Here is a 15,575-nt window from a genome sequence, read left to right as displayed (position 1 = left end):
GCAACACAACATAGAAGAATCGGCCCGTCCCGCAAGGCGCGGCCGCGAGGAGGAAGCCCCATGAAACCGATCCCAAGTCTGGCCCGGCGCGCAGCCCTGGCGCTGGCCGCCACCGCGGCGGCCGCGGGCGCCGCCGCCGTGTACGCGCAGGGCAGCACCGCCGACGAAATCGCCAAATACCGCCAGATGCTGGCCGAAGGCAATCCCGCCGAGCTGTGGGAAGCCGCCGGCGAAGAGCTGTGGAAAAAGCCCGCGGGGCCGAAGAACGCCTCGCTCGAGCAATGCGACCTGGGCAAGGGCCCCGGCGTGACCAAGGGCGCCTACGCCGAGCTGCCGCGCTACTTCAAGGACACCAACAAGGTGATGGACCTGGAGCAGCGGCTGGCCCACTGCCGCATCACGCTGCAGGGGCTGACCAAGGAAGAGGCCACCAAGAACCCGTTCTCGTCGTCGGGCAAGCCGTCCGAGATCGAACGCCTGGTGGCCTACCTGACCGGCGAGTCGCGCGGCGTGAAAATGAACGTGCAGCTCAGCCATCCGGAAGAGAAGCGCACCTACGCGCTGGGCGAGAAGATGTTCTTCTACCGCGGCGGCGCCTATGACTTTGCCTGCGCCACCTGCCATGCGGTGGACGGCCAGCGCATCCGCCTGCAGGACCTGCCCAACCTGCTGACCGACAAGGGCGCGCAGGCGGCCTACACCACCTGGCCGGCGTACCGCGTGTCGCAGGGCGAGGTCCGCACCATGCAGCACCGGCTGTACGACTGCCTGCGCCAGCAGCGCTTTCCCGAACCCGCCTATGGCTCGGACGTGATCACCGCGCTGACCATGTTCCTGGCCAGGAACGCCAACGGCGGCACCTACGACGGCCCGGCGATGAAGCGCTGACCAGTACGGGAGAGAAACCATGCAACGACATACCAAGGCAGTGGCCGTCGCGGCCCTGGCCGCCCTGCTGGCAACCGGCGCCTACGCACAGGACAGCGCCAAGGCCCGCCCCGCCAAGGGCAAGCCCGCTGTCAGCGGCGCCGACATGAAGCACCTGATCGAAGACTCGTTCTCGTCGCGCGGCCCGGCCACGGTCGAGGGCGTGCTGAACCAGGACAGCATGCAGCAGGCCTGCAGCCAGTACCCGGACCGCACCACGGTGCCGGCCAGGGTGGCGAAGAAGATCGAGGCGGCCGAGCTGAAGCAGATCAAGTACCCGGCCGACGACAAATGGCTCGGCGACTGGAAGGAAGGCGAGAAGGTCGCCCAGAACGGCCGCGGCATGCAGTTCACCGATCAGGTCGGCGGCACCAACGGCGGCAACTGCTACGCCTGCCACCAGATGACCAAGGCCGAGATCTCGTTCGGCAATATCGGTCCGTCGCTGTACCAGTACGGCAAGCTGCGCGGCAACTCGCAGGAAGTCATCAAGTACACCTGGGGCAAGATCTGGGATTCCAGTGCCTACGCCGCCTGCTCCAACATGCCGCGCTTCGGCCACAAGGGCATCCTGACCGAGGCCCAGATCCGCGACGTGATGGCGCTGCTGCTCGACCCGGCCTCGCCGGTCAACCAGTAACGCCGATGCGCGCGCCCGCGATGCTGCTGCGCGCGCTGCTGGCCGCAAGCCTGATGCTGGCCGCGGCCGGCGCCGCCGCGCTGGAAGTGGGCGACACCGTGCGCCTGCCCGAGGTCCGCACCCTCGACGGCCGCACGCTGAGTGCGGCCGCGCTGGCCGGCAAGCCGCTGGTGGTCGAATACTGGGCCAGTTGGTGCCCGTTCTGCGCGATGCAGAACCCGCGCCTGCAGAAGCTGTACGAGCGCACGCGCGGCACGCCGCTGCAGGTGCTGGCCATCAGCATCGACAAGGACCCGCGCGAGGCCGCCGACTACATGAAAAAGCGCGGCTACACCTTCCCCGCGACCATGGACTCGCCCGCGCTGCAGGCGGTGTTCGGCAAGCGCAAGGGGCTGCCGGAGCTATACGTGATCGACGCGCGCGGCCGCGTGGTGCAGAAGGAAGTGGGCGAAATGCTCGAGGAAGACGTGGCCGCGCTGGAGCGCTACGCAAAGCCATAGCCATGCGCTGCCGGCAGCCCCGCGCCCGCCGGCACGCACTTATCCACAGGAAGAGACATGAACCGACGCGAGTTCCTGCAGGTGCTGGCCATCGCCGGCGCCGGCGGCATGACGTTCCCCCACCAGGATGCGCACGCCGCGCAGGCCGCCGAGGCCATGTACGACCTGCCGCGCTTCGGCAACGTCCACCTGCTGCATTTCACCGACTGCCATGCGCAGCTGCGGCCGGTGTACTTCCGCGAACCCAACGTCAACCTCGGCATCGGCGACTATGCCGGCAAGCCGCCGCACCTGGTCGGCGAGGCGCTGCTGCGCCATTACGGCATCCGCCCCGGTACCGCCGAGGCGCATGCGTTCACCTATCTCGATTTCAGCGAGGCGGCGCGCCGCTATGGCAAGGTCGGCGGGTTTGCGCACCTGGCGACGCTGGTGAAGCGGCTCAAGGCCGGTCGCCCGGGTGCGCTGCTGCTCGACGGCGGCGACACCTGGCAGGGCTCGGCCACCGCGCTGTGGACCAGGGGCCAGGACATGGTCGATGCCGCGCTGGCGCTGGGCGTGGACGTGATGACGCCGCACTGGGAAATGACCTTGGGCGCCGAGCGCGTCAAAGAGATTGTCGACAAGGACTTCAAGGGCAAGGTTGCGTTCCTGGCGCAGAACATCAAGACCAACGATTTCGGCGACCCGGTGTTCGATCCGTACGTGATCCGCGAGATCAACGGCGTACCGGTGGCCATCATCGGCCAGGCGTTCCCATACACCCCGATCGCCAACCCGCGCTATTTCGTGCCGGACTGGACCTTCGGCATTCAGGAAGAGAACCTGCAGCAGGTCATCGACGCCGCGCGCGGCAAGGGCGCGCAGGCGGTGGTGCTGCTGTCGCACAACGGCATGGACGTCGACCTGAAACTGGCCTCGCGCGTGCGCGGCCTCGACGCCATCCTCGGCGGCCACACCCATGACGGCGTGCCCGCGCCGGTGGCGGTGAAGAACGCCGGGGGCACCACGCTGGTGACCAATGCGGGCTCCAACGGCAAGTTCCTCGGCGTGCTCGATTTCGACGTCAGGAACGGCAAGGTCGCCGACTTCCGCTACCGGCTGCTGCCGGTCTTCGCCAACTATCTGCCGGCCGATCCGGCCATGGATGCGCTGATCCAAAAGGTACGGGCGCCGTATGAAAAGAAGCTGTCCGAAGTCCTCGCCGTCAACCGTGGCCTGCTGTACCGCCGCGGCAATTTCAACGGCACCTTCGACCAGCTGATCCTCGACGGCCTGATGCAGGTGCAGGGCGCGCAGATCGCGTTCTCGCCCGGTTTCCGCTGGGGCACCACGCTGCTGCCGGGGCAGGCCATCACCATGGAGCACCTGATGGACCAGACCGCCATCACCTATCCGTACACCACGGTGACGCAGATGAGTGGCGCGACCATCAAGACCATCCTCGAAGACGTCGCCGACAACCTGTTCAATCCCGATCCGTACTACCAGCAAGGCGGCGACATGGTGCGCGTCGGCGGCCTGCAGTACACCATCGATCCCGCCGCCGGCATGGGCAAGCGCATCACCGACCTGCGCCTGGCGGGCAAGCCGCTCGAGGCCGGCAAGACCTACAAGGTGGCCGGCTGGGCCCCGGTGGCGGAGGAAGCGCGCGAAGCCGGCGGGGCGCCGGTCTGGGACGTGATGGCGCAGTGGCTGCGCAGCACCCGCGAAGTCAGCGCGCGCCCGCTGAACCTGCCGCGCGTGCGCGGCATGGACGGCAACGCCGGCATCGCGGCGTGATGTGGCAAACAGCACTGATGTGGCAAACAGCACGCATGGGGGCGCGGAGGATTGAAGCGCGCCGCCCAAGTACGTTACAATCCCCCGCGACGGGCCGATAGCTCAGCTGGGAGAGCGCTGCGTTCGCAATGCAGAGGTCGGGAGTTCGATCCTCCTTCGGTCCACCAGAATTCTTCGCAACATCCCGTCATTCGAACGAATACCCCGGAGCCGCCAGGCTGCCGGGGTTTTTTGTTGGTGTTCGACTGGGGCCCGGCTTGGGAAAATTCGGGCCCAAACAGCGAAAAAGCCATCTCCGGTTAGGAATTGTTCGATTGAAACCCGTGCCGATCTGAGCACAAATGCATACTTGGCTTCCGCTCACTGAGGTTGTCGGGTATGGACGTAAGCACGTTGTTTCGCAATCCTTATTCCCCGGCTCATCGGCTCTATGTGCTGGCGGGTGAAGGCCCACTCGACGAGTTGGCAGTCGAAGCCTGGATCGGCCGCGAAGCCATCTCGGCGCTGTTCGAATGGCGCGTCGTTGCGGTCAGCGCCAATGTCGATATCGCACTGGACAGTCTGATGGGCCAGCGCGTCACGTTGCTGACTACGCTTGCCGGCGGTGGTCAGTCACGCCGCACCGGCCTGATCCGGCAGGCCGAGAAGCTTGGTGCCGACGGCAGCCTCGCGCGCTATCGCCTGACCGTGATCCCCTGGCTGTGGCTGACCACGCAGCAGCGCCACAGCCAGGTGTTCCAGCACCGCACGCTCGACAGCATCATCGAAGCCGTTCTGCAGGACTATGCGCCGTATGCCCACTGGCGTTACGCCGCCGGAGCCGAAGCCCGCATCGCCGCGTTCGGTGAACGCGACCACATCGCGCAATTCCGCGAGACCGACTACCAATTCTTGTCGCGCCTGCTGGCTGAGGCCGGTCTCGGATATACCGTGGTGGAAGACGACGAATCTCCCTTCGGCCATGCCGTGGTGATCTTCGCCGACAGCGCGGAATTGCCGGAAGACCCCGAATCTGCGGCCGGCGGCGGCATCCGCTACCACCGTGCGCATAGCCAGGAATCGGCCGATGCGATCCAGCAGTTGATCTGTGAGACGCGTGCCGCGGTCGGCGGCGTGGCAGTGAGCGCCTGGGACCCGGAAGCCAAGCGCGCGATCCGTGGGCATGCGCCGTCGCGCTACGGCGTCTTTTCCGGCCGTGCCGTGAGCCCGGATCCCTATTTTTCAGTCAGCCTGTCGCTGGCGCCGGACGCGGCCAGCGCGCAGCGCGTCGCCGAACAGGTGATGGAAGCGATCGAGGTCCGCGCGCTGGTCTTCACCGGCAGCGGCTCCGTACGCACGCTGCGCAGCGGCACGCGCCTGACCGTCACGGATTGCCCGCATCTGCCGCCCCAACCGGACGATACGGCGGGGTACCCGCTGCTGCTCGATGCGGTAGAACACTGCGGCATCAATAATCTCGCCGTGGAAACGCGTGCCGCGCTCGCCGACCGGATCGGGCCGCTGGAAGCGGCATTGTGCTTCGACACGCCGCCGCCGGCTCCAGATGCCGTGGCGACCACCGCCGGCCTGATGAACAGCTTCTTCGACGACGCCGCCGAGCGGCTGGTACCGGCCGCATCCCTGCCCACGGCCGCACGGGAACACGGCTATGCGGCGCTTTTCCGTGCCTTTGATGCGCGCCGCCCATGGCGCGCCGCTGTGCTGGAGGGCGATTGCCCGCGCCTCTATAGCCGGGCTACTCCGCTTGGCGCCCACACCGCGATCGTGGTCGGCCCGGACGGGCAGACCCGGGCCGATGGCAACGCCGAACACCACGCCAGCCCGCGCGGGCAGATCCGCGTGCGCTTCCCGTGGCAGCGCGGCGAGCGCGCGGACGACCGCGGCAGCCGCTGGATCCGTGTCGCGCAGCGCCAGGCCGGTGCCGGCATGGGCTGGCAATGGCTGCCGCGTATCGGCCAGGAGGTGCTGGTCAAGTTCACGGACAACGACATCGACCAGCCGTTCGTGATCGGGGCGCTATACAACGGCCAGGGCGAAGCCGGTATCGCCGCTACGCCGGGCGGCAGGTCCATGAGTGGCACTACGTTCTCCCAGCCCTATGACGCCAGCGGCATCTATGCAATGGGCTCCGACAGCCAGCCCAGCGCGCAGGGCAACCTTGCGGGCGGCAACAGCCCGGCGTGGCACGGCATGGGCGCGGACCCGGACGGTCATCGCAACGCCGCCGCGCTGACCGGCTTCAAGAGCCAGGAGCACGGTGGCAAGGGCTACAACCAGCTGGTGTTCGACGACTCCGATGACCAACTGCGCACGCAACTTGCCACGACGGAACAAACCACCCAGCTCAATCTCGGCCACGTAATCCACCAGCAGGACAACCGCCGCGGCAGCTTCCGGGGCCAGGGGTTCGAGTTGCGCACCGATGGCTACGCCGCGGTACGTGGCCAAGCCGGGCTGCTGCTGACGACCTATCGCGACGCCGTCACGGGTCACGTGTTGCCAACCGGCGACAACGCCGCCGGCATCGCGCTACTTCGACAGGCGGGCGATCTGGTCAGGACGCTGAGCGACGGCGCCGTCACGCACCAGACCCAAGCCCTGTCGACCGGCAAGGGTGTCGATTCGCCGCTGGCGAAGCAAGCCAAAGCGGCAGCCGGCATGGTCAATGGGCAATCGCTGGAAGCGGCGAAGGAGGATGCGGCTATTGGCAATACCAGCCCGCTGGGAAAGGTGCCGCACCAGGGCGAGCCGATGGTCCACCTCAACGGCAGGGCTGGCGTCGCTATGGTGGCAGGCCAGGACTTGCAAATCGCCAGTGGGGAAAGCGTCGTGCTCGCCAGCGGCCAGGACAACAATGTCGCCGTCGCGGGACAAGGCCGTGTCCATGCGGGACAGGCGATTGGCGTGGCCGCAGGACTGTCTTCGGCCGGCGACGGCAACGTCGGCCTGCAACTGACGGCAGGCCAAGGCGATATCGATCTCCAGGCGCAGCACGATTTGCTGAAGCTGGCGGCGCGGGAGGACCTGACCATTGTGTCGGCCAACATGAATGTGGACTTTGCCGCGGCCAAGCGGATTCGCATTGCGACCGCGGGCGGGGCAGCCATCACGATCGAGGGCGGGAATATCACCTTCGAATGTCCGGGGCCGATTACCTATAAGGCGGCGCAGAGAAAGTTCGAGGGGCCGTCAAACACCAACCGAGACCTTCCCCAATTTCCCGATACGCCATCTTCTCTCGACGACGACTATCCGTTCTCCATTTGATCGAGAAGGACGGTACCTTATGCTAATAAGTCCCCCTTTCCTACCGCCACGAACATCCAATCAGACTGAAAACCAATGGCTCGACAAGGCAATGGCCGGGGATATGCCTGGCGATGGTGCCTATCCGGTTAGCCATAACTTGGAATGGCATGGTGGCATTCATCTGGAAGCCCCGACTCGGGGGCATGATCGGGAACCAGTTCGAGCGATCGCCGATGGCACCGTTGTCTTTCGACGGGGATCAAGCCAGGTGCCGGAGCCGCCAGCGCCGGGAGCTCCGTTGAGTTATGGGGGCAGAACCAGCGATGGCGTTGTTATCATCCGACATGAAACAGAAATCGGTGCCGCGCGACAAAATGGGGTAGCGACCCGCGTTGTCTTCTTTTCTATCTATATGCATTTGCATACGGTGCGCAATACCGTACTTCAAGGTCGATCTATCTGCCGCAAAGACGAGTTGGGCCAGGCCGGATACATACGGGGACGGCCAAATCGGATCCACCTGGAGATCATTTGCGATGATACCAATCTACGCCAACTCATCGGGCGAAGTAGCGGCGATGTTGCATTGAACAGTGACGGGCGTTCCGATGCGGTTTTCGGAGAACTGTATTTCCATCTTCCCGTCGGAACGCAGCTACACGCGGAATGTCCTCCTCGAAATGCTTCTCTGCTGCCAGGCGGAACCCCTCTTGGCGAAGAGCTATTTGTCGGCTTGCGCTACGCCGAAGGCGAGGGTGGCAAGGACACCGGCGGACACGCGTATCTCACGACGTATCGTTCGACCGGAAGCCCTTTGGGGCGCCTCACCGAGCCTGACGCAGAATACAATCTTTACCGTGACGCTAACGAAATATGCGCCGCGTACCCTTCAAATGCACGGCCATGTCCAAGCGCCGTATACGAACTCCTCCGTTTCGGCCGTGTGATTGGTGTCGATGCTCTGGACCCCAACGATGTACCGCATTGGCGGCGTATCAGCACGCCCGATGGGGCGGCCTGGGTCAACCTCAATGCTTCGGATGTTCGAAAATTCAGCGATGCTGATTTTCCGCAATGGCGTGGATGGCATCTTATCGAGGATGCAAAAGACGGAAACTCTTTGTGCAACGAACCGCTCATTCTTCAAAAGGCGGATGTGAACCGAGACGGAACTGCTACTGCCGATGAGGCTCGTTCAAGCCTCGCGTCTCCTGAGGCTCAAGATTTCCTGAGGCGGCTGCTCTGTAAGTTTCCTACTGAATGGGATAGCACAGCCATCGAGACGCGTTGGGGCTGGCTCAAATTGCAGAACCGTGCCAAGCCGGTGCCAACGACCGAGAGCGAGTTCAAAAGGTTCCGAGCTCATGTTGAGGCATTAGCTTTTTGGCGGCAAGCGAACTTGCGAGTGCCGCTGTACGATGCACAGGGAACGCTGATCTCGGAGCAAGCCCTTTCCTCCAGACATTGGAGATTCAACCCGCGTGAGTTCATAAGGATCTTTCGAAAATGCGGTTGGCTGTGCGCGCGCGATCTTGCGCAGGTTTACCCAGATAATAAATATCCAACAACCGCCTTGCGGCTCGAAGGGAGGGGACGAACGCCAGCATCGGTCCGGGAACGTTATAGAAAGGAAATAAATCGCGTCATACGGAAATATCTCATCACCACTCCCGTTCGAATGAGCCACTTCTTTGGGCAAGGGGCGATCGAATCCATGTTTCTGTGCCTGATGACAGAGGGTTCGGTAGATTTTTACCGTAACCCTTCCCACGCCAGCTTTCAGCCGGAAGACGATGGATTCTACATGCCAATCAACAGGAATGACTATCTATACTATCTTGAGGGGCGGCTTGGAAACGTCGAAGCCGGAGATGGCCCGAAATTCCGTGGGCGCGGCATGAAGCAACTGACTGGAAGGGAGAATTATGCGAAATACTGGGTATACCGAGGGTGGTTGAATGCCAGCACATTTATACGCCCTTGGTGGAATCCAACACGCTTGCAGCGCGCTCCTCGGATAGATCAACCCCAGGCAATTTCTGTGGATCCATATAATGCGATAGACGCAGGCGGTTGGTATTGGCTAGCCGGTGCTGCCAGCAATTTTTTTGTCACGATCAACTCTACCATCATCACCGATGAAATCGATCGCCAATCTGTTCGTGCGGTAGCTATGGCAATCAATGGGACCAATCGAAGGACTGGCGAGCCAAACCAATTGAATGAGCGATTACGGGAATCCGCGGCGGTTGCAGAAATCATAATGGATAGAACTTGAGGCCAGCATGGCGAGAGCTTTAGCAACATCTACCGTATTGGCTTTGGTCAGTCTTCTTTCGATTACCACGTCATGGGCGGAGGGTGCGCCCTGGTCGGAAATTATAGCCAAAATCAGGTCGCCAGCGGCATTCAGCGTACACGCAGAAAATAAGCTGTCCCGGCACTACCGCAACACCGCCTGCCTTGCCTTCCTGTTAAAGAAGACGAAGAAAGAGGTCGGATATCTTTGCTCCACGAGGAACGAGGACTTCTTGAGGAACTTCGGTGTCTCCGCTGGGCCGCAAGGTAACCCGAGCGAAAATTCTTTTCCACGCCGAAATGTCAGCATATCAAGTGGGGTCACATCATATCCTGCTACACCGCTTGAGTTAAAATCAGGCGCAACGCTCTATGTAGCAGAGGTGGATTGTGATCTGAATAACGGCGCCGTCTATCGGCCCACAGGAACCTGTCACGTGGCCATTCATTACCTTCGGCAGGGCGGGATTTTATATAGCAACTTTATCCTTGAAGATCACGTTGGCAAAAAAAAGTGGGCAAAGAATGATGACATTATCGCCCTGTGGGAGTCGCTACCCCTCGCCAATTGATTTCAGAATTAGTAATGCCAATTTCACTCAGTGGGTGCAGCCGCCGGCGACGTTTGCGGCTCGGAAATCGAGAATCTTCTCAGCAATTCCCTGAACCCGGCCTCGTGATGCCGTAGCGCATGCGGCGCATACCAGGCGTTGGCCGCCCGGCCGATGCGCCAGGCGTGGTCCAGGTCCGGCGTCATGGCCTCGATCGAAGGCAGGTAGTGCGCGGGCGTGATGCCATCGTGCACGCCGCTGCTGCGGGACAGCAGCACCGGGCAGACCGCGTGCGCGCAATACGCGGCGAAGACCCCGCTCTTGGCCGCATAGTCGACGGGATAGGCCAGCACGCCGTAGGTCGACACCGATAGCAACCGCGCCGCTTCGGCGGCGTCGACGCGGCCGTGCACGACCGCGCCGCGTGCGGCGATGCGGGCGGCCAGGCCGGTATCGCCCAGCGCTGGGCCGACGTCATGCAGCGTGAAGCCGGCCCGGCCGACCCAGTCGAACAGGGCGTCGCCCGCTTCCTGATAGGTCTGCGCGCGCAGCGCGGAGCCCCCGAGCACCACCACGGCCGCCTGCCGGTCCCGCTGCGGCGCGCCGCTTTCGCCCAGGTTGGAGAACACCGGCAGCACCCGGTGCGGCCGCGCCGGCGCGTGGGCGTTGAGCCAGCGCGCCGAACCCTCGCGGTTCGTGACCCAGAAGTCGGCCAGCGCTGCCAGTTCGGCGGCAATGTAGCGCTGCACTGGTGAGAGCCAGAACGCCGAGCGCCAGGGCGCGCCGTCAGCATACAGTTCGTGGAAGAAGATGCCGAGGCGGCGCATGTGCGGCCGCGCCTCGCGCAGGCGCCGCAGCAGCCACAGCGGCGTGCCGCGCCGGGCGTAGCCGTAGCCGACGTAATGGAGGATCACGTCGGCGCCGGCCAGCGCGGCGGCCGGCAGGTCGGGCGTGGCTTCGACCAGCTGTCCCTGCAGCAGCCCGTTGAGCGTCGCGGCATAGTCCCTGACGCCGCCCTCGCCGGGCGCGACCAGGCTGATGGGGGCGCCGGTGCCGCGGGCGTTCAGGTCGTGGGCGGATGGACTCGGCATTGTCGCGGGCTCCTTGCGCATATGGCGAGGTTGTCATGGCCCTTGGTGGGCAATCTGTGCTCCAGCGCACGCCGCGTCACCGCATGGCCGGCGTCGGCCCAATGGAAAAGGCCCGCACGGCGAACCGTGCGGGCCTTGGACAAGCGCTGTCAGGGGGAGAAGCTTGCCGGGATCAACCGGCGCGCTTCAGGCTGGCATGGCGCTCAGGGTACATTGCTCTGGGTGAAGTTGAACGGCTTGCCGGCCACTGCATAGGAACCGCCGAACTCGAACTCTTCATTGCCCGACTGGCCCACGCCGATATACATCGGGGTGTTGCCGCCCTGCAGGTTGATCGGTGCATAGCGATAGTTCAGCACCTGCTTGCCCGAATAGTCGGTCAGCGAGATCACGCTGGTCAGCAGCGGGCTTTGCTGGGTTTCAGACACCGTGATCGGGTCGACGATGCGCGAATCCTGCAGCGTCTTTTCGACCGTCAGCGTTGCCATGTCGACCAGCTGGACCTTCTGCTCGCCGCGCGACACCACCCACAGCTTGGTGTTGGAGTTGCCGAAGCTCTCGCGATTCACCTGGTGGATCATGCTGGTCGGGTTCTTGCCCACTTGCAGGCTGGTCACTTCCTTGATCAGTTCCGGATCGAGGTTGGTACCCGACTGCACGCCAGCCACCGAGATCGCGTGGATCACGCCGTCTTCCGTCGCCACCCAGGCCTGGCCGGGGTTGGCCAGCATCGAGACCCTCACCGCGGTCGGCTTTTCGGCCAGGCTCATGGTCTTGACGATGGTCGGAGCGTAGTTGTCCACCGAGAACGTCTGCGGCCATTGCGAGTCTTCCAGGCCGGTATTGTTCAGGGTGTTCTGCAGATCGTTGAAGCTGCCTTCGAAGTAGGTCTTGTTGACCTTGTCGAACAGCGGCTTCAGGTCCAGGAACACCACCTTCTTTTCCGACTTCGAGATCACTGCGGCCACGCCGGCGCGGGAGATCAGGTCGGCGTTGACGCCACCCGGGGCGTAGCTCTTCTGGTTGGCTTCGCTCAGGCCAGGCGTCGCTTCGTCGCGACCCAGGCTCGCGCCGCGGTCACCCACCGGGTCACGCATCCAGCCCTGGGTGGTGTTGTCCTGCATGACGCTGAAGTCGGTCACGGCGGAAATCTCCGTCGGGGCCTTCATATCCGGCAGGTCAACGAAGCCCAGCAGCTTCATGAAGACGAAGTTCGACATGTTGCGGAAGCCCGGATAGAGGCCATGCCACGACATATCGCTGGAGTCATACGGACCGCCCACCTGGCTGCCGTCGGCGAGGCTGCCCAGCGCAATCACCGCCACCTGGCCCTTCAGGTTCTTGGTGTCCCAGATGGTCACCAGGGCAAATTCGGAATTCGACGTAATGGCGATGGCCGTGGGGACCTTGCCCTCCGGCAGCTTCACCGAAGCGGAGTGCGAAGCCGTATTCATGCCGACCGAGGCAATCAGGCCGTTCTGGAAAGCCACCAGCGATTGTGCACAATCGTGCTCGCTGCAGCGACCCATGGCGATCGGCTGCGTCGGCATCGCGCCGCCGTTGGCCGTGACGTGTTCCTTCAGCAGCGGATTGGTGGTGGTATGGCCCCAGAACCACGGGGTCTGCGGCTTTTCGGCAATGGTGCCGGCGCTCAGCGCAAGCGTCAGCAGCGGCGTAACGCCGGAGTCCGAAGCGGAGTCCGCGCGGAAAATCACGTCGCCCATGTTGCTGCCGTAGTCATTGCGGGCGCAGTCGATGTCACCCAGCTGATAGATCACGTTGGTGCTGGTATCCATCGCGGCGCCCGGGTAATCCTGCTGGAAACAGGTATTGCCGTGCGGGTAAAAGGTCTTGTCCTCGGGTTTCCATACCGTACCAACTGCGGCGGCGGCGGAATTACTCGGGCCGTAGCGATAAGCCATGGCTTTTTCGCCGGAATAATCCGAAGCAATGGCGACATATTCGTCGGCATTCAAATTGCCGGAGCTGTCGAAAATCTCGTCGGCAACCTGGGTGGATTCGGCCGGCGTGGTCGGGCTGCGCGAAGCTTCGCTCGACGAGGTGCTACCGGAGGTGGTTGCATCGCTGCCGTCGCCACCACCGCCGCATGCCGTAAGCACCACAGCGGCGCAGGCAGCAGCCAGGAAGTTCAGGCTCGGCAGAATGTAAGAATTGCGCGCCCGGCGCAGGTCGGATGGGTTGTCGCGAGGTAGATTTTTCCCAGTCATTGATTTTTAAGTAAATGGATAAAAGATGAAAGTGAATAAACATCACCACGCCCGTTCTTGTGCCGGTTTGCAGTGTGCACGACCAATTGCAGTGGCATAAAAAGCGGATCGGGTTAACCCCTTGGAAAACCCGGCAGCGGCGATACTAGGGGTACCCGTCCGACACCGTACAGGCCGGTAACAATGGGTTACGTGTGATTTTCGGGCGGGGCACCTGTGCACTATTGCGGTGCGTGCGTGCGACGTAACGATTACGCGCGGCTGAATCACATGTAAGGATTTGTTCGATTTGTGGACAGCCTTACGTACGCGGAAATATCATCGCGCGCGATTTTCGTGGCTCGCAGAACGGGTAATTAAGCGGATTTGGAACAGGTCGGGGCGGGGATTTAATGCCGGCGCAACGCCAGCGGGGCGAGGGTTAATGCCACCTGAATTCCACATGAATGCCAGCGACGCCGGGCATTAAGCGCCACGCGCTGCGGTGACGCAGGCCGGCGCCCGCGACTGCTGCGTGCGTCGCGCAGCAGCGACCGGCACGCCTTGCCGGAGGGGCGTGATGGGGGTGCTTTCGGGGAACCGGGCCTGAGCCCGGCGCGCGCAGTTGACCGTCTGAGGCGCGCTAGGCCACGCGCGTCGGCCGCCTGGCCTTCATTGCCGACGGGCGTACCTGTTGCAGCGCGCGCAGTGACTGCAGGGCATCCTCGACTGCTTCGATACCGTCGCGCAGGCGGCCGGTGGCATAGCCCAGGCGGCTTTGCGCATCGGCGTCCGGGGTGGAAAGATTTTCGAGTGCGTCGACTTCCGCCTGCATCTGTCCGATCAGGCGGCGTAGCTGGGATGTGCTGTGCGAGGCCAGCGAACGGATCGCCATCGTGAGAGCCCTCCTTGCAAAGACCGGGTGCGCCCAATGGCGCTGCGCCGCACCCTTCGTGCGGTGCCCGTCCTTTCTACGGTAAAGGTGGCGCAATCAGTTAGCCAGCGCTGTTACGAAATCGGCACGATCGCGGCCAGGGACAGCGCCGTGCCTCGCTGTGCCGGGCTGCCCGCAGGTTCGGCTATAGTCACCCGATGGATTCGCACTCCCCCCGCATACGCGCAAAGCCGGGCGGCCTGCCCGCCGACGACACCACTCCCGCGGCGCAAGCCGAGGCGCGCCATCGCGCCGGGCGGAACAGCACGCTGGTAAGCGTGGCGGTCAATATCGGCCTGACCGCGGTGCAGGCGGTCGCCGGGGTGATCTCCGGCTCGCAGGCGCTGCTCGCCGACGCCGCGCATTCGCTGTCCGACCTGCTTTCTGACTTTGTCGTGCTGGCCGCCGGCTGGCAGAGCCGCAAGGATCCGGATGCCGATCACCAGTACGGACACCTGCGCTTCGAGACCGGCGCCTCGCTGGCGCTGGGCGTGCTGCTGCTGACGGTGGGGGGCGGCATGCTGTGGGCGGCGCTGGGCAAGCTGCAGGCCACCGGTGGTGCGCAGCCGGTGCAGCCGGTCGCGCTGTGGGTGGCGCTGGCGACGCTGGCGTCCAAGGAGCTGCTGTTCCGCTACATGCTGTCCGTGGCGCGGCGGGTGCGGTCGAGCATGCTGGTGGCCAACGCCTGGCATGCGCGCTCGGACGCGGCGTCGTCGCTGGTGGTGGCGCTCGGCATCGGCGGCAACCTGCTGGGCTACCACGTGCTCGACCCGATCGCGGCGATCGTGGTCGGGCTGATGGTGGCGCGCATGGGGCTGCGCTTTGGGTGGGACGCGCTCAACGACCTGATGGACCGCGCCGCCGACGAAGAGACCGTCGCCGCGATTCGCGCCACCATGCTGGCCACGCCCGGCGTGCTCGGCCTGCACGACCTGCGCACGCGCAAGATGGGCGACCAGGTCCTGGTCGACGTGCACCTCGAGATCGACGCTACCCTGACCGTGGCGCAGGGCCATGCCATCGCGGTGGAAGCGCGGCGCCGCACGCTGGAACACCACCATGTGCTGAACGTGATGACGCACGTCGACCCGGTATACGTGGGCGCTCCCACCGCCGATGGCTGAACCGGGCTGTGGACAGCCTGGCCCAACGCTGGGGATAACCGGCCGGACAAGCTGTGTCACGCCTGGGGACGCGCTGTGGGATGTATACGGAAAACTCGCCGGGTCGCGCGGCAGATGTATACCTCGCCGCCGTCTTGTCCCGGCAAATCAGGGTTATCCCGGAGCCGTTATCTTTCCTGCAAGTCACTGAGCCGAAAAGGAAAAGGTGACTTATCCACGGCCCGGAGCCTGGTTTACCTACTACTACTATGTTTACATACGTAAACAATATAAAG

General features: G+C 63.9%; 11 protein-coding genes and 1 tRNA gene. 9 read left to right on the top strand and 3 right to left on the bottom strand.

Annotation, left to right across the window (positions count from 1 at the left end; translation table 11 throughout):
• Positions 1–60: 60 nt before the first annotated feature.
• The 8 genes from soxA to A2G96_RS33010 all read left to right on the top strand — a co-directional run bounded on the left by soxA (position 61) and on the right by A2G96_RS33010 (position 9,965).
• Entirely contained in the window at positions 61–888 is an 828-nt protein-coding gene (soxA, locus tag A2G96_RS00260) for a sulfur oxidation c-type cytochrome SoxA (protein ID WP_062795727.1), read from the top strand.
• Positions 889–907: 19 nt separating this feature from the next.
• Positions 908–1,567 carry a sulfur oxidation c-type cytochrome SoxX gene (gene soxX, locus A2G96_RS00255; RefSeq protein WP_062795725.1) on the top strand — a complete coding sequence of 220 codons (660 nt, stop codon included), beginning with the start codon at positions 908–910 and terminating at the stop codon, positions 1,565–1,567.
• A gap of 5 nt (positions 1,568–1,572) precedes the next feature.
• Positions 1,573–2,067 (top strand): TlpA family protein disulfide reductase, encoded by a 495-nt coding sequence (locus tag A2G96_RS00250; RefSeq protein WP_062795723.1) that lies wholly within the window; start codon positions 1,573–1,575, stop codon positions 2,065–2,067.
• A gap of 57 nt (positions 2,068–2,124) precedes the next feature.
• Positions 2,125–3,846, top strand: coding sequence for a thiosulfohydrolase SoxB (soxB, locus tag A2G96_RS00245; protein ID WP_062795721.1), 1,722 nt, complete (start codon positions 2,125–2,127; stop codon positions 3,844–3,846).
• 91 nt (positions 3,847–3,937) lie between these two features.
• A tRNA-Ala gene (locus A2G96_RS00240) sits at positions 3,938–4,013 on the top strand.
• Positions 4,014–4,224: 211 nt separating this feature from the next.
• Positions 4,225–7,113, top strand: a complete 2,889-nt coding sequence (locus A2G96_RS00235) for a type VI secretion system Vgr family protein (protein ID WP_062795719.1) — start codon at positions 4,225–4,227, stop codon at positions 7,111–7,113.
• A 91-nt stretch (positions 7,114–7,204) separates the two neighbouring features.
• A complete protein-coding gene (locus A2G96_RS32140) occupies positions 7,205–9,373 on the top strand; it encodes a M23 family metallopeptidase (RefSeq protein ID WP_150124032.1) in 2,169 nt (722 codons plus the stop codon).
• A 7-nt stretch (positions 9,374–9,380) separates the two neighbouring features.
• On the top strand, positions 9,381–9,965 hold the full coding sequence (locus A2G96_RS33010; protein WP_150124031.1) for a hypothetical protein: 585 nt from the start codon (positions 9,381–9,383) through the stop codon (positions 9,963–9,965).
• A gap of 23 nt (positions 9,966–9,988) precedes the next feature.
• Here the strand turns inward: A2G96_RS33010 and A2G96_RS00230 are convergent, their stop codons facing one another.
• The 3 genes from A2G96_RS00230 to A2G96_RS00220 all read right to left on the bottom strand — a co-directional run bounded on the left by A2G96_RS00230 (position 9,989) and on the right by A2G96_RS00220 (position 14,137).
• Positions 9,989–11,035: a hypothetical protein gene (locus A2G96_RS00230; RefSeq protein ID WP_062795717.1), complete on the bottom strand. Its 1,047-nt coding sequence runs from the start codon at positions 11,033–11,035 to the stop codon at positions 9,989–9,991.
• Positions 11,036–11,238: 203 nt separating this feature from the next.
• Positions 11,239–13,155: a hypothetical protein gene (locus A2G96_RS00225; RefSeq protein ID WP_231909604.1), complete on the bottom strand. Its 1,917-nt coding sequence runs from the start codon at positions 13,153–13,155 to the stop codon at positions 11,239–11,241.
• A gap of 730 nt (positions 13,156–13,885) precedes the next feature.
• On the bottom strand, positions 13,886–14,137 hold the full coding sequence (locus A2G96_RS00220; RefSeq protein WP_012354199.1) for a hypothetical protein: 252 nt from the start codon (positions 14,135–14,137) through the stop codon (positions 13,886–13,888).
• A gap of 197 nt (positions 14,138–14,334) precedes the next feature.
• On the opposite strand from A2G96_RS00220, the gene A2G96_RS00215 reads away from it, so the two are divergent.
• Positions 14,335–15,300, top strand: coding sequence for a cation diffusion facilitator family transporter (locus A2G96_RS00215; protein WP_062795715.1), 966 nt, complete (start codon positions 14,335–14,337; stop codon positions 15,298–15,300).
• The last annotated feature ends 275 nt before the right edge of the window (positions 15,301–15,575 follow it).

The sequence above is a fragment of the Cupriavidus nantongensis genome (genome assembly GCF_001598055.1).
Classification (GTDB): domain Bacteria; phylum Pseudomonadota; class Gammaproteobacteria; order Burkholderiales; family Burkholderiaceae; genus Cupriavidus; species Cupriavidus nantongensis.
The sequence above is the reverse complement of the archived record's forward strand: the minus strand, read 5'-3'. Positions and strand labels throughout refer to the sequence as shown.